The sequence below is a fragment of the Streptomyces sp. STR69 genome, assembly GCF_024519455.1.
Lineage (GTDB): Bacteria > Actinomycetota > Actinomycetes > Streptomycetales > Streptomycetaceae > Streptomyces.
On sequence record NZ_JALJRY010000014.1, the window covers coordinates 1 to 22,161 of the forward strand.

General features: G+C 70.1%; 20 protein-coding genes and 2 pseudogenes. 9 read left to right on the top strand and 13 right to left on the bottom strand.

From position 1 onward, the window contains the following. Positions 1-75: 75 nt before the first annotated feature. A pseudogene (locus tag OC490_RS25385) lies at positions 76-921 on the top strand (LacI family DNA-binding transcriptional regulator); the annotation flags it as partial. A 39-nt stretch (positions 922-960) separates the two neighbouring features. On the opposite strand, the gene hydA reads toward OC490_RS25385, so the two are convergent. From hydA to OC490_RS25430, 9 genes are read right to left on the bottom strand one after another with little or no spacing between them, the layout of a single operon-like run. Then, complete coding sequence (gene hydA / locus OC490_RS25390) at positions 961-2,391, bottom strand: dihydropyrimidinase (protein WP_262060304.1); 1,431 nt, start codon at positions 2,389-2,391, stop codon at positions 961-963. 26 nt (positions 2,392-2,417) lie between these two features. Next, positions 2,418-2,801, bottom strand: a complete 384-nt coding sequence (locus tag OC490_RS25395) for a gamma-glutamylcyclotransferase (RefSeq protein WP_262060305.1) — start codon at positions 2,799-2,801, stop codon at positions 2,418-2,420. Continuing rightward, on the bottom strand, positions 2,798-3,973 hold the full coding sequence (locus tag OC490_RS25400; RefSeq protein ID WP_262060306.1) for an NAD(P)/FAD-dependent oxidoreductase: 1,176 nt from the start codon (positions 3,971-3,973) through the stop codon (positions 2,798-2,800). The genes OC490_RS25395 and OC490_RS25400 overlap by 4 nt, the downstream gene beginning before the upstream one ends. Beyond that, positions 3,970-5,343, bottom strand: a complete 1,374-nt coding sequence (locus tag OC490_RS25405; protein ID WP_262060307.1) for an FAD-dependent oxidoreductase — start codon at positions 5,341-5,343, stop codon at positions 3,970-3,972. The genes OC490_RS25400 and OC490_RS25405 overlap by 4 nt, the downstream gene beginning before the upstream one ends. After that, complete coding sequence (locus tag OC490_RS25410; RefSeq protein WP_262060308.1) at positions 5,336-5,629, bottom strand: (2Fe-2S)-binding protein; 294 nt, start codon at positions 5,627-5,629, stop codon at positions 5,336-5,338. Before OC490_RS25410 ends, OC490_RS25405 begins: the two co-directional genes overlap by 8 nt. A gap of 35 nt (positions 5,630-5,664) precedes the next feature. Beyond that, complete coding sequence (locus OC490_RS25415; protein WP_262060309.1) at positions 5,665-6,420, bottom strand: amino acid ABC transporter ATP-binding protein; 756 nt, start codon at positions 6,418-6,420, stop codon at positions 5,665-5,667. Beyond that, positions 6,417-7,136, bottom strand: a complete 720-nt coding sequence (locus OC490_RS25420; RefSeq protein WP_262060310.1) for an amino acid ABC transporter permease — start codon at positions 7,134-7,136, stop codon at positions 6,417-6,419. The genes OC490_RS25415 and OC490_RS25420 overlap by 4 nt, the downstream gene beginning before the upstream one ends. A gap of 19 nt (positions 7,137-7,155) precedes the next feature. Further along, entirely contained in the window at positions 7,156-8,031 is an 876-nt protein-coding gene (locus OC490_RS25425) for an ABC transporter substrate-binding protein (protein WP_262060311.1), read from the bottom strand. 7 nt (positions 8,032-8,038) lie between these two features. Then, complete coding sequence (locus OC490_RS25430; RefSeq protein WP_262060312.1) at positions 8,039-8,989, bottom strand: dihydrodipicolinate synthase family protein; 951 nt, start codon at positions 8,987-8,989, stop codon at positions 8,039-8,041. 212 nt (positions 8,990-9,201) lie between these two features. Here OC490_RS25430 and OC490_RS25435 point away from each other — a divergent pair, with 212 nt between their 5' ends. Beyond that, complete coding sequence (locus OC490_RS25435; RefSeq protein ID WP_262060313.1) at positions 9,202-10,239, top strand: LacI family DNA-binding transcriptional regulator; 1,038 nt, start codon at positions 9,202-9,204, stop codon at positions 10,237-10,239. Between the two features lie 58 nt (positions 10,240-10,297). On the opposite strand, the pseudogene OC490_RS25440 reads toward OC490_RS25435, so the two are convergent. Further along, positions 10,298-10,477 (bottom strand): annotated as a pseudogene (locus tag OC490_RS25440) (amine oxidase); the annotation flags it as partial. Positions 10,478-10,886: 409 nt separating this feature from the next. Between OC490_RS25440 and OC490_RS25445 the strand changes: the two are divergent. From OC490_RS25445 to OC490_RS25460, 4 genes are all read left to right on the top strand, one after another. After that, positions 10,887-11,798 carry a LysR family transcriptional regulator gene (locus OC490_RS25445; RefSeq protein WP_262060314.1) on the top strand — a complete coding sequence of 304 codons (912 nt, stop codon included), beginning with the start codon at positions 10,887-10,889 and terminating at the stop codon, positions 11,796-11,798. A 136-nt stretch (positions 11,799-11,934) separates the two neighbouring features. Beyond that, positions 11,935-13,065, top strand: coding sequence for an MBL fold metallo-hydrolase (locus OC490_RS25450; protein WP_262060315.1), 1,131 nt, complete (start codon positions 11,935-11,937; stop codon positions 13,063-13,065). A gap of 176 nt (positions 13,066-13,241) precedes the next feature. Next, a complete protein-coding gene (locus OC490_RS25455; protein ID WP_262060316.1) occupies positions 13,242-14,606 on the top strand; it encodes an aminomethyl transferase family protein in 1,365 nt (454 codons plus the stop codon). 247 nt (positions 14,607-14,853) lie between these two features. Beyond that, a complete protein-coding gene (locus tag OC490_RS25460; protein ID WP_262060317.1) occupies positions 14,854-15,369 on the top strand; it encodes a hypothetical protein in 516 nt (171 codons plus the stop codon). Positions 15,370-15,452: 83 nt separating this feature from the next. On the opposite strand, the gene OC490_RS25465 is transcribed toward OC490_RS25460, so the two are convergent. The 3 genes from OC490_RS25465 to OC490_RS25475 form a co-directional block, all read right to left on the bottom strand. Continuing rightward, the gene (locus OC490_RS25465; RefSeq protein ID WP_262060318.1) at positions 15,453-16,601 is read right to left on the bottom strand and encodes a hypothetical protein; all 1,149 of its coding nucleotides are present in this window, start codon (positions 16,599-16,601) and stop codon (positions 15,453-15,455) included. Between the two features lie 243 nt (positions 16,602-16,844). Further along, positions 16,845-17,021: a hypothetical protein gene (locus tag OC490_RS25470; RefSeq protein ID WP_262060319.1), complete on the bottom strand. Its 177-nt coding sequence runs from the start codon at positions 17,019-17,021 to the stop codon at positions 16,845-16,847. Between the two features lie 18 nt (positions 17,022-17,039). Further along, positions 17,040-17,561: a hypothetical protein gene (locus OC490_RS25475; protein ID WP_262060320.1), complete on the bottom strand. Its 522-nt coding sequence runs from the start codon at positions 17,559-17,561 to the stop codon at positions 17,040-17,042. A gap of 787 nt (positions 17,562-18,348) precedes the next feature. Between OC490_RS25475 and OC490_RS25480 the strand changes: the two genes are divergently transcribed. The 3 genes from OC490_RS25480 (at position 18,349) to OC490_RS25490 (ending at position 22,109) form a co-directional block, all read left to right on the top strand. Beyond that, positions 18,349-19,278, top strand: a complete 930-nt coding sequence (locus tag OC490_RS25480) for a UTP--glucose-1-phosphate uridylyltransferase (protein ID WP_262060321.1) — start codon at positions 18,349-18,351, stop codon at positions 19,276-19,278. Positions 19,279-19,390: 112 nt separating this feature from the next. Beyond that, entirely contained in the window at positions 19,391-20,302 is a 912-nt protein-coding gene (locus OC490_RS25485) for an RNA polymerase sigma-70 factor (protein WP_262060322.1), read from the top strand. A gap of 106 nt (positions 20,303-20,408) precedes the next feature. After that, the gene (locus OC490_RS25490; protein WP_262060518.1) at positions 20,409-22,109 is read left to right on the top strand and encodes an L-aspartate oxidase; all 1,701 of its coding nucleotides are present in this window, start codon (positions 20,409-20,411) and stop codon (positions 22,107-22,109) included. Positions 22,110-22,161 lie beyond the last annotated feature (52 nt).

The following is a 22,161-nucleotide window of genomic DNA, read 5'->3' on the forward strand; positions in this document are numbered from 1 at the left end:
AGTTGCCGTTGTTCTTGTAGAGCCACAGCGAGTCGACGGCCAAGTAGCCCTGGAGATAAGGCTGTTGGTCGACGGGACCGCACCGCCAGCCTGCTGGCCAGCAGGCGCACCAGGATGCTCGGCGTCATGGTCGACGTCCACAGCCCCTTCCACGCAGACCTGGTAGAGCACCTGCACTCGGCCGCCGAGGAGGTCGGCTACGACCTCGTCCTGAGCACCCAGACCCGCACCCGCGACGAGCGCACCGCCATCGAGACGCTACTGGCCTTCCGCAGCGAGGCGTTGATCCTGCTCGGTCCGACCGCCCCCGTCGACACGCTCGCCGCACTCGACGGCAAGGCCCCCGTCATCGTCGTGGGCCGGCGCATCGAGGCAGGGGAACTGGATGTCGTGCGAACCGCGGACGACGACGGAGTGGGGCAGATCGTCGACCGTCTGGTGGCACTCGGGCACCGCCAGATCACGTACGTCGACGGCGGCAAGGGCGTGATCGCCACCGACCGGCGCCGCGGATACCGCACCGGCATGCGGCGCCACGGTCTGGACGCGCACATCGGTGTGCTGCGCGGCGACAACACCGAGGCGGCCGGTGAGCGCGCCGCCCGGCACCTCCTCGACGCGGGCGAACTGCCCACCGCCGTGGTCGCGTTCAACGACCAGAGCGCGATCGGCGTCCTGGCCGCGCTCGCCCGCGCCGGTGTCTCCGTCCCCGGCGAGGTGTCCGTCGTCGGATACGACGACGACCGACTCTCCCGCCTGAGCTGCTTCGACCTGACCACGGTCAGCCAGGGAGCCGAGGAGCAGGCGCGCTACGCGGTGGCCGCGGCCGTGGAACGCCTCGACCAGGGTCGTACCGAGCCCCGAGAGGTGGTCCTGGCTCCGCATCTGGTGGTACGCCGCACCATAGCCGAGCCGCGCTGACGGGTTCCGCGCCGTGATCGCGTCCGGTGGGCTGCGCGATCAGCACACCAGGGACCGGCTCAGCGGGCCCGAGCGCAGATGCCGTCCCCGGGGTTCGGCGTCCGTCAGCCGGCCGGCGTCGACGAGGGGACGGCCGCCCACCACGACGGTCTCCGGCCAGCCGGTGACCGGCATGCCCTCGTACGGCGTGTAGTCCGTGGCCATGTGCAGACCGGTGCTGCGAACGGTACGGGCGGCCGTGGGGTCCCAGATCACCAGGTCCGCGTCCGAGCCGGGGGCGATGACTCCCTTGCGGGGGTAGAGGCCGTTGAGCCTGGCCGGGTTGGCGCACATCAACTCGACGAAGCGGCCCACCGGCAGGCCGCCCTTGACCACCAGCTCGCTGAAGATCACCGGCATGCGGGTCTCAACTCCGGGCAGGCCGTTGGGCATTGCCCGTACGTCGTGGCTCACCGACTCCTTCTGGGCCGTGTCGTAGCAGCAGTGGTCACTGCCGATCGTCGCGACCTGGCCCATGAGAAGTCGTGAGCGCAGCCCGGCGACCGTGCCGGCGTCCCGCAACGGCGGGCAGCACACGAAGCGTTCGGGGTGCGGGCCCGCGTAGGCCGTGTCGTCCAGCACCAGGTGATGGGCCACCGTCTCCGTGAACGCCCGCACTCCACGGCCCCGGGCACGGGCCACCAGGTCGACCGCCTCGGGTGTCGACTGGTGGACGAAGTACACCGGTGCCGACACCGACTCGGCGATGGCGAGGATCTCGGCGACCGACGCGTTCTCGGCCAACTCCGGCCGGGTACCGGCGTGATGGCCCGCGCTGATCGCCCCGGCCGCCTCGCCGCGCTCCTGCGTGTCCGTGATGATGTGGTCGGCCTCGCAGTGGATGACCACCATGCCGCCCAGATCCCGTAGCGTGGTCATCACGTTGAGGATGGTCTTCTCGTCGGCCATGGTCTCGCCGCGGTAGGTGGTGAACATCTTCACGGTGACGATGCCGTCGGAGGCCATCGACCGCAGCTGCTCCGGCACGGTGTCGTCCCACTCGACCACGCACCCGTGCAGCGCGCTGTCGCACAACCCCTGTGCCGCCTTGGCGCGTTGGATCGCGGCGACGTCTGCCGGGTTCTCACCGGGGCGCGGGATGGCGAAGTCCACGATCGTGGTCGTACCACCGAAGACGGCCGCCGTGGTGGCCCGGCGGTAGTCGTCGAGGGAGGTGAAGTCTCCCGAGGTGAAGCCGACATGGCAGTGCGGGTCCACACCGCCGGGCAGCACGAGGCGCCCGGAAGCGTTCAACTCGGTGGTGCCAGGGGCCCGTACGGTGCGGTACGCGCCCGGCTCCACCACTCCGAGCACCTTGCCACCGCCCACCAGGACGTCCGCGGCACCCTGCCAGTCGGCGTTGACCACGGTGCCGCCTCGCACGACGAGGTCGACAGGTCGGACGGGTTCGGTCGATGAGGGGTGGGACATGGCAGACCTCCAGCGAGGACGAAGTGTCAGAGAGTGGCGAGGTAGGCGTGCCAGCCGCCGTGGGCGGTGATGTCGACGACACCGGGGGCCGTCAGCGCGGAGGCGCGCATACGCATCGAGAAGGAACCGGAGCCGTCCGCCAGCGCGATCACACCCAGTTCGAGTTCCGCGGGCTCCTCAGGGAGGAGTCGCTCGCGCAGCACCTCGTAACTGACCTCGTACACCTCGCCGTTGATCGACGCGCCGCCCTCCGCTACCGGGTGCAGGCCGGGGAACTCGTCGCGCACGGAGAAGAAGCGGTACACGGGTGCGGTCCGGGCGGGGCCGAGTAGACGGGCCTCACTCAGTGCGTGGTTGAGGGTGCCTCCGGACATCGCCTGTCCGTTGACGAACATCTTCAGAGTGGTCATGGTGCGGTGGCCTTTCGAGGTGCGGGAATGGTGGCGTGGTGCAGCAGGCGTCCGGGGCCCAGGTCGTCCACCGGGTCGGCCGGAGGTTCCCCGGCGATCTGGCGGGCCAGCGTGTCGCCCCACACCGGGGCGAGGGTGAAGGCGTAGGTGCCGCCCGCGACGAAGAACCCGGGGTGGCCCGGGACTTCACCGATCACCGGCATCTCGTCCGGGGTCGCGGCCAGCGGTCCGGCCCACATGCGCAGCAGCCGCAGGTCGCCGAGGAACGGCAGAATGCGCCCGGCCTGCGCGAGGTTGCCGGCCATGCTGGGCACGCTGACCGTGCTGCGGCCCGCCATGTTCAACTCGCCGGCCGGCCAGCCGCCGCCGATCAGCAGGTTGCCCGCGCTGACCTGCTTGACCGACATGCCCTCGCCGATGTGCTGGACCAGATGATGCATGACCGGCGGGACCCGCACGGTCACGTGCATCTGGATCGCAACCGGGGACATCTGTATCCCCACCCCCGCGAGTGCGGAGATCTCGGTGATCCACGGCCCGGCCACGTTGACGACCACAGGAGCCGTCCAACTCCGCTCGCCCGACAGCACTTTGTAGCCGTCCCCGACTCGCTGGACACCGGTCACCGGGGTGAAGGCGTGCACCTCGACGCCGAGGCGGCGGGCCGCGGCCAGATAGGCGGGGGTGATCAGAAGCGGGTTGGCATAGCCGTCTAGCGAGCACCAACTCGCCGCGCGTACCCGGTCGGAGAGCAGCGGCAGTTCCTTGCGGGCCTCGTCTCCGGTGAGCACCTCGGTGGGGATGCCCGCCCGCTGCTCCCACTCGTGCTTCTCCCTCAACTCCTCTTCCTGTACGGCGGTTTCGGCGACCATGAAGCCGCCGCCGCGCCGCAACTCCACGTCCGCGTCCAGCCGTTCCTCGATCTGCGACCAGTGGTCGGACGCCCGGCGTTGCAGCGGCAGCAGCCGCGCACTGTCGACCGGGACCTCCTGGCCCGGGCGGCGGGTGTGGATGGCCTGGATGTGGAGGTTGCCCGCAGTGGTGCCGGAGCCTTCACGGTTGGGTGCCCCGCGCTCCAACACCACGACCCGGTACCCGCGTTCGGCCAGGTGGAAGGCGGCACTGGCGCCGAGGATGCCGGCGCCGATGACGACGACGTCGGGCTGGGTCACTGGACTTCCTGCCCTTCGACCGTCGCGGCCATGGGCAGCGGCCGTATCGGCATCCGGGCCGCGAAGCACTCCGCGCCGCCCTCGCGCCGCCCGGCCAACGCCGCAACGATGTGGCCGCATTCGCGTCCCTGGCAGGGGCCCATGCCGGCGCGGGTGGCGGCCTTGGTGCCGTGCAGGTCGTTCCAGCCGGTCGCGGCGGCCTCCCGGATCTCGCCCGCGGTGACGCCCTCGCAGCGGCAGACCTGGGTGGCGTCGGGGATGTCGGCCGCGTTTGGCAACGGGTAGAGGCGGTCAGCCAGTTCGGCGAAACGGTCCAGGGCGCGGGCCCGGCGACGCAGGCCGGCCACCCGTACGGGCGCGCGTTCGGGTGCCAGGCGGCGCAGGATCGCGTGGGCGGCGAGCTGCCCCCGCACGCCCGCCGCGTGCACTCCCGCGATACCGGCGCAGTCCCCGGCGATGTACAAGCCGTCGAGCGAGGTCGAGCCATCCGTGTCCACGACCGGGAGTTGCTCCGTGCCTGTCGGGTCCGGTCGGGTGTCGCAGCCCAGCAGCCGGGGGAGTTCGGTGCTGGGGCGGAAGCCGAAGCCGACGCACAGCGCATCGGTCTCCAACTGCCGTACGCTGCCGTCCTCTTGGGCGACGTCCACCGCGGTGACCTGGGTGTCGCCGTGCGCGGCCAGCACGCGCGAGCCCTGTTCGACGCGGACGCCGTGCCGGGCGAGGGTGAGGAGATAGCGGGCCGCCTCCGCGAGCCGGGCGGGCTGGCGCAGCGCGCCGGCGATCGAGGAAATCCCGGGCCGGTAGGGGTGGTTCAGCTCGACCAGTGCCTCGATCCGGGCGCCCACCTCCAGCAGCGCGCAGGCGACCGGGAGCAGGAACGGACCGGTCCCGGCGAGCACCACCCGTTGGCCCACGGGAACCCGGTCCATGGTGGCCAAGTGCAGGGCGAACCCGGGGGTGACCACACCCGGCAGCGTCCAGCCGGGGAAGGGCAGGGAGCGTTCGTACGCGCCGGTGGCGACCAGTGTGGCCCGGGTGCTGACGCGACCGAGCGCGCCCGTGCGGACGTCGGAGGTGAAGAGGGTGCGGCCGGCGTCCTCGGCGCCCCAGACCAGGGTGCCGGTGCGGCAGTCGACGCCGGACTCCCGTACCTGGCGGATCAGTTCGGTGCCCTGGGGGCGGAAGTCGCCGAAGGCGGCGGTGAGTTGCTCGGCCCGGCGCTTGTAGTACTGACCGCCCAGAGTGTCGGACTCGTCGAGCAGCACGACCCTCAGCCCGCCCCGGGCCAGCACCAGTGCTGCGTGCAGTCCCGCCGGTCCGCCGCCGACCACCGCGACATCCGCCTCGGACTCCGCCATGACGTCAGCCATGCGCGGCCGTCCGCAGGGGCTCGGTGTGGGTGCGGATGTCCATGCCGTCGGTGACGTGCGCGGTGCAACTGCGGGTGCCGGGGCGGCCGTTGATGGTCACCTCGCACTCCAGGCAGACGCCCATTCCGCAGAAGGGGCCGCGCAACTGGCCGTTGACCGGGTTGCGGCGCAGCGGCCAGATGCCGGCGGCGACGAGGGCGGCGCTCACGGACTGGCCGGCCCAGGCCTGGCCGGGGGTGCCGTCGATGGTCACGGTGGCCGTCTGCGGAAGGGAGTTGGTGCTCATGGCTGTGCTCACAGTGCTCAAGGGGGGTGGGGGGTTCACAGGATGCGGTCCAGGAACTGGCGGGTGCGTGCGTGTTCCGGCGCGGAGAAGAAGAGGTCCGGGGCCTTGTCCTCGACCACCGTGCCGTCCGCGATGAACACGACCCGGTCGGCCGCGGCCCGGGCGAAGCCCATCTCATGGCTGACGACGATCATGGTCATGCCCTCTTCGCGGAGCCGGACCATGACGTCGAGGACCTCGCCGACCATCTCCGGGTCCAGCGCCGAGGTGGGTTCGTCGAAGAGCAGCAGCTCCGGGCGCATCGCCAGGGCACGGGCGATGGCCACCCGCTGCTGCTGGCCGCCGGAGAGCTGGGCGGGGTAGGAGGTCGTCTTGTCCTCCAGGCCCACCATGGCCAGCAACTCGCCCGCTGCGACGCGTGCCTCGGCCTTCGGCACGCCGTTCACATGCACCGGACCCGACGCCACGTTGTCCAGCGCGGTCATGTTCGGAAACAGGTTGAACTGCTGGAACACCATGCCGGTACGCCGCCGTTGGACGGCGATCCGCCGCTCCCGCAGGGCGCCCCGCTCGCCGTAGCCGATCCGCTCGCCGCAGATGCTGACGGTGCCCGAGTCGGGGGTCTCCAGGTGGTTGAGGGTGCGTAGGAAGGTGCTCTTGCCGCCGCCCGAAGGGCCCAGGACGAGCACGACCTCGCCCCGGTGAACCGTCAAGTCGATACCCTTCAGCACCTCGACAGGGCCGTACGACTTGCGGACCTGGCGCGCTTCGACGACTGTCTCGGTGGTCATCGGGTCTCCAATTCGAGGACCGCGGTTTTCATGCGGCGGTCACTGGTCGGCCTGTTCTCGTGACCGCGGCCCACCCGGATCTCCAGCCACCGCTGGACCAGGCCCCACAGGGTGGTCATCGCCAGGTAGTACAGGCCCGCCGCGGTGAGGCCCTCCAGGACGCGGAAGTTGGTCTGGACGGCGAACTGGGTGCGGCGCAGCAGCTCTTCGACCGAGATCACCGACACGAGGGTCGTTGTCTTGAGCAGGCCGTTGAAGCTGTTGCCGAGCGGCGGGACCATCACCCGCAGCGCCTGCGGCATGACCACCACCCGGAACACCTTCCAGGGCGGCATGCCGAGCGCGCGGGCGGCCTCGGACTGGCCGCGCGGGACCGACATCACCCCGGCGCGGACGATCTCCGAGAGGTACGCCGCCTCGTTGAGGACCAGACCGGTCAGGGCCGCGCTGATAACGCCGAGGCGCAGGCCCAGCTGGGGCAACCCCGTGTAGATGATGACCAGTTGGACCAGGAGGGGCGTGCCCCGCATCAGCCACACGTAGAAGCCCGTGACCGCCCGGACCGGCACGAGGCGGGACGCTCTGCCCAGGGCCACGAGTACGGCGAGCGGCAGGGCGAGCGCCATGCTGACCGTGGTCAGCCAGATCGTCGTCCAAGCTCCCTGAATGAGCTGGGGGTTGGTCAGGAAGGAGAAGAAGGCATCCCAGGACCACATGGCTCTCGCCCTTCGATCGCTACTTCGCGCTGATCGCGCCGGTGGTCACCTTGAGGTCGCCGGTGTAGGCCGTGACGCCGTACTTCTTGAACAGCGTGGCCAAGTACCCGTTGCCGCGAAGGGTGTTGAGCGCGGTCGCGACCGCGTCGGCGGGCTTCTGCTTGCCGAAGCCGAGGGCGAGCGGGGCGGGGTTCATGCCCTTGACCGCGGTCTCGAAGCGGCCGTCCTTCTGGTAGTAGCTGGTGACCGCCTCGACGATGGCCACGCCCTCGACCTGACCCGCGGACAGTGCCTGGTAGGCGTCGGCGGTGGTGGTGAAGGTGCGGACGGTGACCTGCTTCTTGCCCGCCGCCTTGAGCTCCTTGTTGAGGGCGGTGAGGGTGTCGAACTCGTAGCCGGGAGCTTCCACGGCAATGGTCTTGCCGGACAGGTCGTCCTCGGAGGTGATCTTCTTCGGGTTGCCCTTGGCGACGGAGATGGAGACGCCCTGGACCTCGTACGGGACGAGCTTGACGGTCTTGGCGCGCTCCGGTGTGTAGAACATGCCGGTGTCGATCATGTCCCAGCGCCCCGACTGCACGCCGGGGATCTGCGCGTCGAAGGGGATGTTGACGAACTTCGGGGTGAGACAAAGGAGTTTGGCTATCTCGTTGCCGAGGTCCACCCGCATACCGACGATCTTGTTGGAGGCGTCCAGGTACTGCATGGGCGGCAGGGTCGCGTTGGTCGAGATCGTCAGCGTGCCCGCCTTGACCAGGTCCGACTTGGCCACCTTGGGTGTGCATCCGGTCGGAGCCGCGGCGGCGGACGACGAGGAGGAGTCCTCGGAGCCGCAGGCCGTCACGGTCAGAAGCAGGGCGGCGGCAGAGGAGGCCGCGATGAGAAGTCTGCGCACGGTCGGTTCACCTTTTTCCGGTGCTGGTGGAACAGGGGTGCAGCCCGGCCTCGTCGAGCGCCGCCGACAGGGCGGTCAGCGCGGACGGGTCCTCCAGGGGGAGCAGCGGAGGGCGTACATGCCCTCCGGGCTGCCCGAGCAGCCGCATGGCGGCTTTGAGCTGCGAGGTGGGTGAGGCGAACCGTGAGCTGTAGTCGTCGTTGACGAGCAGGTTCACAAGCCGTTCGTAGCGTGCGGACCATTCCCGGGCGAGGGGCAAGTCGCCTGCCCAGTAGGCCTCGTAGAAGGGGACCGTGAAGGGGGCGCCGAGGCCGCCGCCGTCGATGTTCCCGGCGCCGCCGAACTCGGCCATCACGGCCATGCCCCGGCGGTGGATGAAGCGGCCGAAGACCTGGACCTTCCCGGCCAGGGCGGCGCAGGTGTCGGCGACCTTCAGCTCGTCGCCGGAGCTGTCCTTGACGGCCACCACGGTGTCCAGTTCGGCAAGCCTGGCCAGGGTGTCGACCGTGATGTCCACGGCGGTGCCGCGCGGCCAGTTGTAGACCATGAGCGGCAGGTCGACCGCCCCGGCGAGGGTGGCGTAGAAGGCGTGGATCTCGTCCTGGCTCGGGTGGACGTAGGGCGGCGGGGTGGTGAGGATGCCGTCCGCGCCGATCGAGCGGGCGTGCTCGCCGTACCGGGCGGACTCGGCGGCGGTGTACGCGCCGCAGCCGATGACCACCGGTAGCTGTCCGGAGAGCTCGGTGACCGCGATCTCGGCGACCCGGCGGCGCTCCTCGGGGGTCTGGGAGAACCACTCGCCGGTCGTGCCGTTCACCAGGACACCGTGGACGCCGTGCTCCGCGTACAGCCCGAGCAGCGCGCGCCAGGCGTCCTCGTCGAGGGAGCCGTCGGCGGCGAAGGGGGTGGGAGCGGCGGGCCAGTAGCCGCGCCAGGGGACGGCACTCGAAGAGGTCATGCTGTGCTCCGTGTGGGATCGATTGCACAGCACGGTGGCAGCGGCTCGGGGCAGTGGTCAATGCCGTTCCGGCTGGAAACTGCTTGTGAAACGCATTGTTTACGCCACTGACTTCACCGAATCTGTCATCATGGCGATCTCGACTCCGCGTGTGAGCAGGGTCGTATGGGATCGATTTCATGATCGGATCAGATCGGATCGGGGGTGGGCGGGTGGCAGTCACCTTGGACGAGGTGGCCGAGGCCGCAGGGGTCTCCAAGAGCACGGCCTCGCGGGTGCTCAGCGGCTCCAGTCGGGTCAGCGCACAGACGAAACGGGCGGTGCAGTCCGCGGCCGAGCGGCTCGGCTACCGGCCGAACCGGATCGCCAGCGGACTGCGCACACGGCGCAGCAACCTGATCGGGCTGGTGATAACGAACCTGGTGAACGCCTCGTTCCACGTCATCACCGAGGTGCTCCAGCAGCGCCTGGACGAGCGCGGCTACCAGGTGCTGCTCTGCGTCACGGACGCCGATCCGGCGCGCGAGGCCCGCTACCTGGACATGCTGCTCGACCACCGGGTCGACGGGCTGATCATCGTGGGCACCGGGGACAACACCGAGATGGTCCGGCAGGTGGGCGCGGCCGGCATCCCGGTGGTCAACCTGATGCGCACCCCCGAGGACGTGCCCGGCGACTCCGTGATGGCCGCCGACCGGGAGGGCGCCGAACTGGCAGTCCGGCATCTGCTCGGGCTCGGCCACGAGCGCATCGCCTTCATCGGCGGGCCCGCGCACATCGACTCGGGACGCGACCGCTACGCCGGGTTCGCCGCGGCCCTCGCCGCCGCCGGGCTCGAACCCGATCCCGAGCTGTGCGCGCGGGGGCCGTACACCATGGCGTTCGGTGCGGAGGCGGCCCGGCGGGTGATGGCCGCGGAGCGTCCGCCCACCGCGCTGTACAGCGCCAACCACGAGGCGACGTTCGGGACGCTCGGGGCACTGGTCCAGCTCGGGGTGCGGGTGCCGGAGCAGCTCTCCCTCGTGTGCCACGAGGAGGCCCCCTGGTTCTCGTACTGGCACCCGCCGATCACCGTCGTCGACAACGGCGCCCGCGACCTCGGCGAACTCGCCGCGGAACAACTGCTGCGCCGCATCGACAACCGCCCCGACCACGGCGACCCCGCCGAGGAGGGCGTCGGCCGGCTCATCCGCGTCGGCTCCCGGCTGGTGGTACGCGACTCGACCACGGCGCCGCGTCGGTCGGGGTGATGACCGGTCCCCAGGCCGGCCGACCTGTCGGCTCCTACGGTTCACCCTGCTCCCGGTTCTACGGCAGCCTGATCGGCCTGAGCTCCTCGAAGCGGTCGCCCGGGCCGGGATTGCCGGCCGTGGTCTTCCCGCCGAGCTGGGTCAGCACACCCCACACCGCGTTGAGGCCCGTCGTGACGGCGCCCTCGGCCCAGCCGCCCGTCCAGGACACGTCGTCGCCGGCTGGGTAGATGCCGCGGTGGGCCGGGTGTGCGGGGTAGCGAACGCACTCCGTGGCCTCGGTGCCCCGCTGCAGCGGCAGGCGGTCGCCTCGGACATGGTTCTGGTCGTCCGGTCGAGCTCCCGACTGACCCGGGAAGCGGTGTTGACCCAGCTTCGGGGGACGCCGTGCGGTGTCTCCTCCGAGGTCGCCGGGCTGACCGAGTCCTCCAGCTCGGGCCTCGCGGTTTCGACCGGTTTCTGTTACGGTCGCTAGATCGATCTAGTAACGGTAAGCGTGTCGACCGGCGTGACCCTGCCGGTCCTCCGCTTCGCCATCGCCCGCCTTCCAGGTTTGCCGCCTGCGAGATGGCTCCGCCCAATTGCACCGCCCCATGTTCGACGCGGCCCGGAGGGACACCGGCGCCGTGGACGACCGGAGGACCGCCATGGACCGTCTGCTCCTCATGCGCAGTTTCGTCATCGTCGCCGACCTCGGCAGTTTCAACGGAGCCGCCAAAGCGCTCGGTTCGTCGGGATCACTCGTGTCGCGACATGTCGCCGAGCTGGAGCGCCAGGTCGGCGTCCGGCTCGTCAACCGCACGTCCCGCTCGGTGAGCCTGACCGAACCGGGCCTGCGCTACGCCGAGTTCGCCGCCCGGATCGTGAAAGAGATCGACGCCGAGGACTCCAACATCGCGGATCTGCACGACAGGGCGGAGGGCGTGCTCAGCATCATCTGCCCGAAGTGGATAGGGAGCCTGGATCTCGGGGACGCCATCGCCGCGTTCTCCGCGGCGCACCCGAAGATCCAGATCCGGTTCGAGCTGGGAGGCGTGTCCGACCGGACGTACGACTTCCTCGACGGCGGTTTCGACCTGGCGTTCCACACCCGGGACCTCCGGGACTCCAACGTCCGGCTGAAGAAGATCGCCTCGCTGCCCTTCGTCCTGTGCGCGTCGAAGACGTACATCGACGAACACGGCCCCCTGACGCACCCGAACGACCTGGCCGCCCATGACTGCCTGGTGCACGTCAACGACCCCGTCTGGCGCATCGGGCACGGCCCCACCTCCACGCTGCACAAGATCCGCAACGTGGCGTTCTCGTCCAACTCGTACATCGCCCTGCAGAAGGCGGCCGTGCACGGGCGCGGCATCGCCCTGCTGCCGCAGCGGTCCGCCTACGACGATCTCGTGTCCGGGGCCTTGCAGATCCAGCTGCCCGAACTGGCGGCACCCGACCGGCCGCTCTACGCGATCCACGGGCCCGGGCCGGGCACCCAGCGCAAGGTCTCGGTCTTCCTGGACTTCCTCGCCAAGTGGTTCGCGGAGAACCCGATTCCCACGATCGGCTGTTGACATCCGCCCACACTTGCACGGCGCGAAACCTTATAGTTCGCCCCGGTAGCTCATATTTTCTACCAGCTGGTGGACAGGTGTGCTCGGTGTGGCCACTGTGGCAACGCGAATCGAGCCGCGAAGGAGCTGTCTCTTCATGTGCGAACCCCTGGGTGAACCCACGTCCCGCAGGACGATGCTGGGCGCGATGGCGGCATCCGCCGCTGCCGCCGTAGCCGTACCTCTGCTCGGCGCCGAGCCGGCCGCGGCGGCGGCGAACACCGGATCCGTGTCCTCCGGCACAGGCCTCTCCGTCACTCTGCTCGGCACCAACGGCGGGCCGCCGCCGCTGGCGACCCGGTACGGCATCTCGTCGGCGCTGACGGTGAACGGCAGAACGTATGTGATCGACTGTGGGCGGGGAGCGGTGACGCAGTATCTGCGTGCCGGTCTGTCGATGCCGTCGCTGGCCGGGATCTTCCTGACCCACCTGCACTCCGACCACATCGTCGACTACTACTCGTTCCCGCTGCTGTCGGCGGGCGCCTCGGGCGCACAGGGCTTCCAGAAACCGATCGATGTCTACGGCCCCGGTCCGGCCGGCATCGCCTCGACCGTCGCCGGGGCCCCGGGGCCCGTGCCGGGCACCGTCGAGATGACGAGGCTGGCCGGTCAGGCGTACGCGGCGTCGCCGACCTTCTTCATGACGGAGCACGCGGGCATCGACCCGGCGACCCTGCTCAACGTCCACGACGTACTGCCGCCGTCCGGTGCCGGCGCCTCGGCGACGAACTCCGCGCCGGCCATGGCGCCGTTCACCGTCATGGAGAACGACGACGTGAAGGTCACCGCCGTCCTGGTCCCGCACGGCGCGGTGTCCCCGGCCTACGCGTACCGCTTCGACACGGACCACGGCAGCGTCGTCTTCTCCGGCGACACGGCACCCACCCCGAACGTCATCACGCTTGCCGCGCACGCGGACGTCCTGGTCCACGAGGCCCTGTACCCGGCGGGCCTCGCGAGTCTCGGCCTGCCGCAGGCGCTGATCGACCACATCACCTCGACCCACACGGACGTCGCGGAACTCGGCCGGATCGCGGCCGAGTCGGACGCGGGCAAGCTGGTCGCGACCCACCTCGGCCCGGGACAGCAGACCGTGGTCTCCGACGCGACCTGGCGCCGCCTGCTCCGCGACAGCGCACGCCGGGCCGACTTCGGCGGACCGATGGTGCTCGGCACGGACCTGCTGCAGCTGCCGGTACGACGGCGGGTGCGCCTCAGGTCCTGAACCGTCCGGCGCTGCACGGAAGTTCGGCATTGCTTGCGCCGTGCGACCGATCACCGATGCGTCACGGCTCTCGCCTCGTCCGAAAGAGACTGTTACCGTCCGACTTAATCGATCTAGTCGGTGGCTGGTGCCCCGACGACGCTCTGGACGATGACGTCCACTCAGCGAGGTGTGAAATGGACTTGGTCGCACAACAGCGCAGTACCTACGAAGCGGTCCTCCGACTCAACGACGCACCGTTCATCACCGAGCGCCCGGCGCTGTTCAGCCCGGCCGCCGCGGCGCAGGACGTGGGCAACACCCGGGGCACCTACGGCCGCTTCGCGCAGCTCCTGCTCCCCGAGGAGTACTCGGACTGGGTCGAGGAGAGCACCGCCCATGTCGGCTCGTGCTACGTCGGCGACTGGACCTCGTTGCACAAGGTCAAGGTGCACGGCCCGCAGGCGCTCGCGTTCCTGAGCCGGTTGGGGATGCGGGACCTGTCCCGTTTCGAGACCGGGCAGATCAAGCACCATGTGCAACTCGACGAGAACGGCTGGATCGCCTCCGAGGGAGTGCTCTGCCGGCTCGGGCCCGACGAGTTCGTCTACACCGCGGGCAGTTGCGACTGGCTGTTGTGGCAGCTGAGCCAGGGCAGTTGGGACGCCGCCGCCACCGACATCAGCCCCGACGTGTTCATCTTCGGCGTCCAGGGCCCGGCGTCCCTGGCGGCACTGGAGAAGCTGACGGGGGACGACCTCCGCGACATCGCCTTCAGCCGCAGCCGTATGTCGACGGTCGACGGGGTCCCGGTACGGGTTCTGCGCACCGGGATCTCGGGCGAACTCGGATACGAACTGCACGGGCCGACCGCACACGCCAACGACATCTGGGCGGCGGTCGTGGCGAGCGGGCAGGACGTCGGCATTCGCCAACTCGGCTTCCGGGCGCAGCCTGTTCAGCACATCGAGGCCGGGATCGCCACCAACGGGCTGGACTATCTGCCGGCGTCGATCCTCACGCCGGGTGCGCCGAGGCAGTTCCGCAAGGGCGTGCCGACCGGCAGTTTCGTCCCGACGGGCGGGGTGACCGACTACTTCCGCAAGCCGGGCGAGCTCGGCTGGGGCTTCCGCAAGGGTGTCCCCGACCGCGACTTCATCGGCCGGGACGCACTCGCCAGGGATGCCGAAAGCGGCGTCCCCACACGCGAGTTGGTAGGTCTGCGCTGGAACGCACAGGACATCGCCGGCATCCTCACCTCGCTCCTGGGCGAGGCCGAGCTGCCGGACCAGATGGAGCTGCCGCGCGGACGCGGTCCCCACTTCGACCAGGTCCTGGTGTCGGGCGATCCGGTGGGCGTGGCCACGGGCCGGACGGTGAGCCCGACCCTCCGGGCGATGATCTCCCTCTGCGTGCTCGAACCCGCGCATACGACACCGGGCACGGAGGTCGTCGTCCTGTGGGGCCGTCCGGGCACCCCGCAGCGGGAGATCCGCGCGACGGTCACAGCGCTGCCCTTCAAGCCGGACAACCGGCGCACCGACGTCACCGATCCCGGGTGAATGCCGTCGCGGGACCGGATGCTCCGACCCCGAACCGTCGACTCCCCTCTGTGGCCGAGCAGGCGAGCGGGTTCGCCGTGAGCGGACCACACGAGGCGCGTTCGGGGTGTGGGCGCCGCAGCCGCAGAGGCATCGTTCGTGCCCTGGGGAGCGGCGCGGGTGCGGCACGGGCCTCTGCGCGGTCGTAGCGAACCGATGGTGCGCCTTGTCCCTGGTACACGGCGCACAGAGGCCCAGTGCCGGCTGGGTGATCCTGGTCAGTGGGTCGGCGTGCATCGGCAAGTCGGCGCAGCTCGCGGAGGTGTGCCGGCAGTCCGGGAGGATCGGCGTACGACCCGTCGTCGGCCTGTGCGACCCGATCGAACAGGTCGGCCCGGCGCGCCCGTCATCGCGGCTCCGCGGGCCGGGCGCGAGCCGCTGGTGGCCATCGAGCAGTACCAGCAGATGCTGCGACGACCTGCAGTGGGCAGACCGGGTCAGCCGTTTCCTGATCCGCACGCTGGTCCCGCGTCTGCTCGGACTGCCCGTGGTCCGGCTGTTGTCCGGGCGGGAGACTGCCGCAGACCTTTTGGGCCGGGACCACGTCCCCGGCGAGCGCACCCGCCGGTTCCTGGGGGCGTCCGCCGGGAACCCGCTGCTGGCGCTGGAGCTCCTGGACGGGCCGGCCCGCACGGCGGCACGCGGTGACCGCGACACGGCGCCTGGCACAGTTCAGCGCGGCCATCGCCCAACGGATGAGGGAACTGCCGGAAGCAGCGCGTGACTTGGTGGCCCTGGTCGTCGTCGCCGTACGGGACCTGCCGGTTCCCGAGGCGCTACGGTTGCTGCTGCTCCAGAACGGCGGTCTCAGCTCGGCAGTTGTTGGGAGCCGGCATGCAGCACCTGCCCCCAGGGGTTGATCAGGGTGTGAGGGGCAGCCTGGGTGAGTACCCCGCGGAGCCAGTCGCCGCAGTCGGCGGCGAGCGTGGTGTGGCCGGTGCGGAGGGCGTCCTTGCCCAGGGAGAGCAGGAGGCCGCCCCAGTATTCGGCGTGGTCCTTGAGCGCGAAGCGCAGTTCGCCGCGGCCGGAGGCCACCGAGTAGCACATGTGGATCTCGCGGCCGGTCAGGCGCCAGCCGTCCCCGGCCGTGCCAGAGGTGCCGTCGAGGGCGCTGGATACGGCCTTGGCGGCGGCGGGCAGGAAGCCGAGGTGGCTGCCGCGCTGGGTGGGCGACCAGGGCTCGTCCTTTCGGCCGCCGTTCACGGTCAGCGCGTCGGCGAGACGGGTGGCCCACGGCTGCTGCTCGGCGCCGGTGGCGCGCAGGGCCTCGGCCAGGGTGTGCGGGCCCGGGGAATCCAGGTACTCCGCCACGGCCCAGGTGGCCTCGCGCAGGGTGTCCTGCGGATCCAGGAGGGAGAGGATCTCGGGCTTCAGCAGGCCGCCGCGGGGCTGCCCGGTCTGCTGAAGGACCGCGGCGCGGCGGCCGAGGAGCTGGGAGGCGGGGTCGGTCAGTCCGTTGCCGGCGAGAAACTCGGCGAAGAGGCGTCCCACGTCGAAGGCGGAGTCCGCCAGCTTGCGACGGCCTTGGCGGTGGTGGAGGAGCATGGCCCGGCCCGCGCAGTCCACCAGGGTGGCGAGCCCCGTGGCCGCATCGGCGCCGCGGCCCATGGCGCGGGAGTTGTCGTTGTAGAGCCGGACCGCCTGGTCGTAGGCGGCGACGGCGAGTTCGGCGTCGCCGCCGGCGTACTGGGTCCGGCCGAGGACGGCGGCGTTCCTGGCGAGGGCGTACCAGTCGTCGTGCGTGGCGTCCACCGCGTCGTTGGCCTGGTCCACGGCGCTGAGCAGGGCGCCTCTCCGCAGCGTGGCAAGCGGTTCGGTGCCGGGCTGCCCGTCGAGCGGGTCGTAGGTGAAGACGGACTGCGCGGCGGAGGACGTGGGCGACGGCGTCCCCGGTAAGCGTGGCGGTACCCTGCTGTCTCTTCGGTCGTGCCGGTCTTCCCGCCGCCAGAACGCCATGCCTTGTTCCCCCTTCGTGACCTGTCACGATGCAACAAGCTTGCGCTGAACGAATGTTCGCAGGGTGGTGGGACCTCGACAAGGCCCGGTCGACCCGCCTCGCGGCCTGGCTCCAGGCTCGTGGCTCGCGCGTCGTCGTCATCGTCGGTCGGGCCGGCCGTGCAGGAGGAGTGCAGGAGGACCGCTTCGGCTCTGCGATTGGAAGATCTCGACGTTCAGGTCGAGTCGGGTTCTGCCATAGGTTCAGTCATAGGTGTCGGCGCCGCGTTCGACGATCCGGGCGAGGCAGCGCACTGTGCCCTCGTCGTCGAAGCCGGCTTCCGTCATCCGTTGCGCGATGGCTTCGGCCGGCTCGACGAACTGGGCGTAGAGCGAGTCGTCCGGCATGAGGTGTTCGGCGAGAGCGGGTGCGGCCGACAAGGCGGAGCGCTCAGTCCGTCACGCTTGCAACTTGGCTTGGGGCCACGTCGCGTCGAACCAGTCCATGAACGGCAGGACACCGCCGACCAGCTTGACCCGGTCGTGAATGGCAATCTGATCGTGTCCGGGCAGGAAGTCGCGTCCTGACGGGACCTCCTTCTTGCATCCGCACGCGCAGCTGGTGCGATCGAACGGCGAGTCGAAGTACTGCACCGGGTTCTGACTCTTGTCGACCGGGGACTCGCTGCCCACGTACTTGTCGTACACCGGATTGCCGGGCTTGAGGATCGTCCCGTGGATCGTGCGACGGCCGTCCGGGGCCGGGTCGGAGATGTGATCGATCTCCACGGCCAGGACGACGATGCCCATGGCGCTGAACACGACATACCGTTCCCGGTCGGCCCGTGTCCCCAGCTTCCAGCGGCCGTTCCCCGCCGCGTACACCTCCTCGTCGGACAGCCCCGGACGCCATCCGGCCGACGATTTCCCGTACTCGTCCTCCGGCCACGTCCGGTAGGCACCAAGTCCGATGTTGAGCATGCCGAACCCCCAATCCCCTGCCCCGCAGTCCTTCACCCCGGGGCGATGGCATGAAGGTAGAACCCTGCCCCATCTCAGCGCAAGGCTTAGATGGATTTCTTACGGATGGATGGTGCCGCACGATACTTTCAATTCAAGGATTAAAAGTATGAGTGAGGGGGTGATGCCGACGCTGTGGCATGCCTGACGTGGTGGTCCCACCCGCACGGAACGCGCGAGGACGGCGCGGTGACCACGGTCAAGGCCGATCGGTGCGAGCGGATGGATGCCGTACGGCTGGCCGAGTTCGACCGCGAACGTACCGCTGTCGCCGAATCCACCGAGGGGTGACCGCTGCGGATCAGGTTCGAGGACGAATTCGCCCTCTCCGTGGCTCTGAGCCCGGACGGCAGGCTCATGGCAGCGGGCACCGCACGTCACATGGTCTACGTCTGGAACGTCGAGAACCCTAGGGACCCCGTTGCGCTCACCGCGACACCCTGGCGACCGCCGCTCTCGACGGGCAAGTCACGCTATGGCGTACCAGCCGGGGGAAGCGGCCCACCCAACTGACCCACCCGTTGGTCTCGTCGGCCGCCTACGCGCGGCCGTGCGGCAAGGGTGGCTGACGACATGTCGGCAGCGATCGGGCGCCCGGCGGTCACTGAAGGCCGCGGCATCCGTCGCAGACATGGCTGGTACTCGATCTTCACCTTGAGTGCCGCGCAGGGTTCGGCACCGGCCGTTGGTAGCGTCGGCACGGTGCGCCTGTCGACAGGCACATGACGCTCGACCGGAGAGAGACGTGATGTCCCCGACGATTCGCAGGGCCGTGATTCCCGCCGCAGGGCTCGGCTCCCGGCTGCTGCCGCTGACGAAGGCGACACCGAAGGAGATGCTGCCGGTCGGCGACAAGCCGGTCATCGAGCACACCGTCCGCGAGCTGGTGGACTCCGGTATCACCGACATCACCATCGTCGTCTCGGGCGGCAAGTCCTTGATCCAGGAGCACTTCCGCCCCAACCCCGCTCTCGTCGACCAACTCCGCGAGGACGGCAAGACGGCCTACGCGGACGCGGTGGAGGAGGTCGCGGAGCTGGCCCGGCAGGGCCACATCACCTACCTCGACCAGTACGGTCCCTACGGCAACGGCACCCCCGTGCTGAACGCCGCCCGTGCCTTCGGCAACGAGCCGGTGCTCGTGCTGTGGCCCGACGACGTCTTCGTGGCCGAGGTTCCCCGTGCCCAGCAGCTGGCCCGCGCCTACGAGCAGACCGGTTGCCCGGTGCTGGCCCTCATGCCGATGGACCCCGTCGAGTCCCAGCGCTACGGGGTCCCCGTGGTCAAGGAAGACCTCGGGGACGGTCAACTGCGCATCACCGGCCTGGTCGAGAAGCCCGAGCCTGCTGCCGCGCCGTCGTCGTACGCGGCCATCGGCGGCTATGTCGTCACCCCCGGAATCATCGACGAACTGCGCGAGCAGACCCGCCGCTGGTACGAGCGCAGGACAGGCGAGGTCTACCTGACCGACGCCATCAACGCCTACGCGGCCACCCGCGCGGTGTACGGACAGGTCATCCAGGGTCGCTGGTACGACACCGGCAATCCGGCCGACTACATGGTCGCCCAGATGGCGTTCGCGCTCGCCCACCCCGAGTACGGCCCCGTCCTGCGCGGCCTGGTCGCCGAACTCGACGTCGACCGTGCTGCCGTTGGCCGGGCGAAGCCGAGCAGCTGACCTGCGCGGCGGTCGCGCCGTCGCGGAACCCGCCGAGCGCGACCAGCGGGCGAGGGCCCCCGTACCATGAGGAAGCGCTTGCGCGAAGGGGTCGGAAGTGAAGGCGGCACGCATGGGTATCGGGGACGACACGGACTCGCTCGACGAGGCGGCGAACGTGTTCATGGCGGCGCGTCCCCAGCTCTTCGGCATCGCCTACCGCGTGCTCGGCAGCGCCACCGAGGCCGAGGACGTACTCCAGGAGGCGTGGCTGCGGTGGCAGCACACCGACCGTGACGTCGTCCGGGAGCCGAAGGCGTTCCTGGCCACCGTCACCGCCCGGCTGGCGCTCAACGTCGCCCAGTCCGCCAGGGTGCGGCGCGAGTCGTACATCGGCCCCTGGCTGCCCGAGCCGATTGACACGCGCGCGGATCCGCAGTTGGGCGCCGAGCGGGCCGAGGCGCTCGACACGGCGGTGCTCCTCCTGCTGGAGCGGCTCAACCCCGTGGAACGGGCGGCCTATGTGCTGCGGGAAGCCTTCGACTACCCCTACGGGCAGATCGCGGACATGCTGGAGACCAGCGAGACCAACACACGCCAGTTGGTGAGCCGCGCGCGCAAACACCTCGCGTCGGAGCGCCGCAAACCCGTCGACGCCACCGAGCACCGACGGCTGATGGAGGTCTTCCTCACCGCGGCGCAGACCGGCGACCTGGCCGTGCTCGAAGGCATCCTCGCCCAGGACGTGGTCAGCTACACCGACGGGAACGGACTGCGCGGGGCGTCCAAGTTCCCGGTCGTCGGCCTGGTGCATGTCTCCAGGTACCTCGCCGCCTTCGCGCCGCGTTTCTGGCCGGGGAAGGAGGTCCACTGGGTCGAGGCCAACGGCGGTCCTGCCGTCCTCGTCACGGCCGAGGGGACGGCGGTGGTGCTGCTGACCCTCGACATCTCGGAGCGCGGCATCGAGCGGGCCATGTGGGTCATGAACCCGGAGAAACTGGCGCCCTACGTCGCCTCTCTGGAGGGCGGCACCACCTCCTCCTGAACACCCCCGTCAGCCGTCACAGATCGCGCGGCTACCCGGTCGTACTGGATGAAGACCCCAGTGATCGGAGTGGACCGTGGCTGTCACCGAACAACGTCTTGCCACCATGGTGCTGGTGATCGGCACCGGAGGTGCCGGCCTGCGGGCGGCGGTCGAACTGGCGGAGGCCGGGATCGACGTCCTCGCCGTCGGCAAGCGTCCCAAGGAGGACGCCCATACGGCACTCGCGGCCGGCGGCATCAACGCGGCGCTGGCCACCATGGACCCCGAGGACAGCTGGCAGCAGCACGCCGCCGACACCCTCAAGGAGAGCTACCTCCTCGCCGATCCCCGCACCGTGGAGATCGTCACCCAGGGCGCTGCCCGGGGCATCGAGGACCTGGAGCGCTACGGCATGGACTTCGCGCGGGAGGAGGACGGCCGGATCTCGCAGCGTTTCTTCGGCGCGCACACGTTCCGCAGGACCGCCTTCGCCGGCGACTACACCGGCCTGGAGATCCAGCGCACCCTGATCCGACGCGCGGAGCAACTGGACATCCCGGTGCTGGAAGGGGTGTACATCACCCGGCTGCTGGTCCATGAGGGTGCCGTGTTCGGTGCGTACGGCTTCGACCTCACGAGCGGACGGCGCTACGTCATCCACGCCGACGCGGTGATCCTGGCAGCGGGCGGTCACACCCGTATCTGGCGGCGCACCTCCTCGCGGCGCGACGAGAACACGGGGGACTCCTTCCGGCTGGCAGTGGAGGCCGGGGCCAGGCTGCGCGACGCCGAACTGGTGCAGTTCCACCCGTCCGGCATCATCGAGCCGGAGAACGCCGCCGGCACCCTGGTCAGCGAGGCCGCCCGCGGCGAGGGCGGCATCCTGCGCAACGCGCTCGGGGAACGCTTCATGGCCCGCTACGACCCCGAGCGCATGGAGCTGTCCACGCGCGACCGGGTGGCGCTGGCCGCGTACACGGAGATCAAGGAAGGGCGCGGTACGCCGAAGGGAGGTGTGTGGCTCGACGTCTCCCACCTGCCCCGACAGACGATCATGGCCCGACTGCCCCGCGTCTACCAGACCCTGCTCGACCTGCAGATGCTGGACATCACCCGCGATCCGATCGAGATCGCGCCCACCGCCCACTACTCGATGGGCGGGGTGTGGGTGCGCCCCGAGGACCACAGCACGGACGTTCGCGGCCTGTACGCCATCGGCGAGGCGTCGAGCGGGCTGCACGGCGCCAACCGACTCGGCGGCAACAGCCTCATCGAACTGCTGGTGTTCGGCCGCCTGACCGGCCGGGCCGCCGCGGCGTACTCGCAGTCACTGACGGCACAGCCGCGGTCGGCGTCGGCCGTCGCCGAAGCCCGCGCGGAGCTCGACGGACTCCTCGCCGCCGACGGGCCCGAGAACGTGCGCGCCCTGCAACGCGCCATCCGCGACACCATGACCGAGCACGCGGGCGTCGTACGCGACGAGGACGGCCTGCTTGCCGGACTGGCGGAACTCGCGGTGATCGAGAAGCGTATGGAGGCCGTCGGTATCCACCCGGACATCGCGGGCTATCAGGATCTGGCGCATGCCTTCGATCTGAAGTCGGCCGCGCTCGCGGCCCGGGCCACCCTCGAATCGGCGCTGGAGCGCCGCGAGACGCGTGGCTGTCACAACCGCAGTGATTGTCCCGGCCTGGATTCCGCGCTGCGGGTGAATCTCGTGTGGTCCCCGACGACGGGCGTCACCCGCGAGGACATTCCGTCCGTGCCCGACGAGATTTCCGCCCTGATGCAGGAAGTCTCGACCGCGGGGAAACTCGTCGAATAGGTCGAGTCGGCGGTGTCACAGACAGAGCCGGTGCCCGGTCTCTACTGATGCA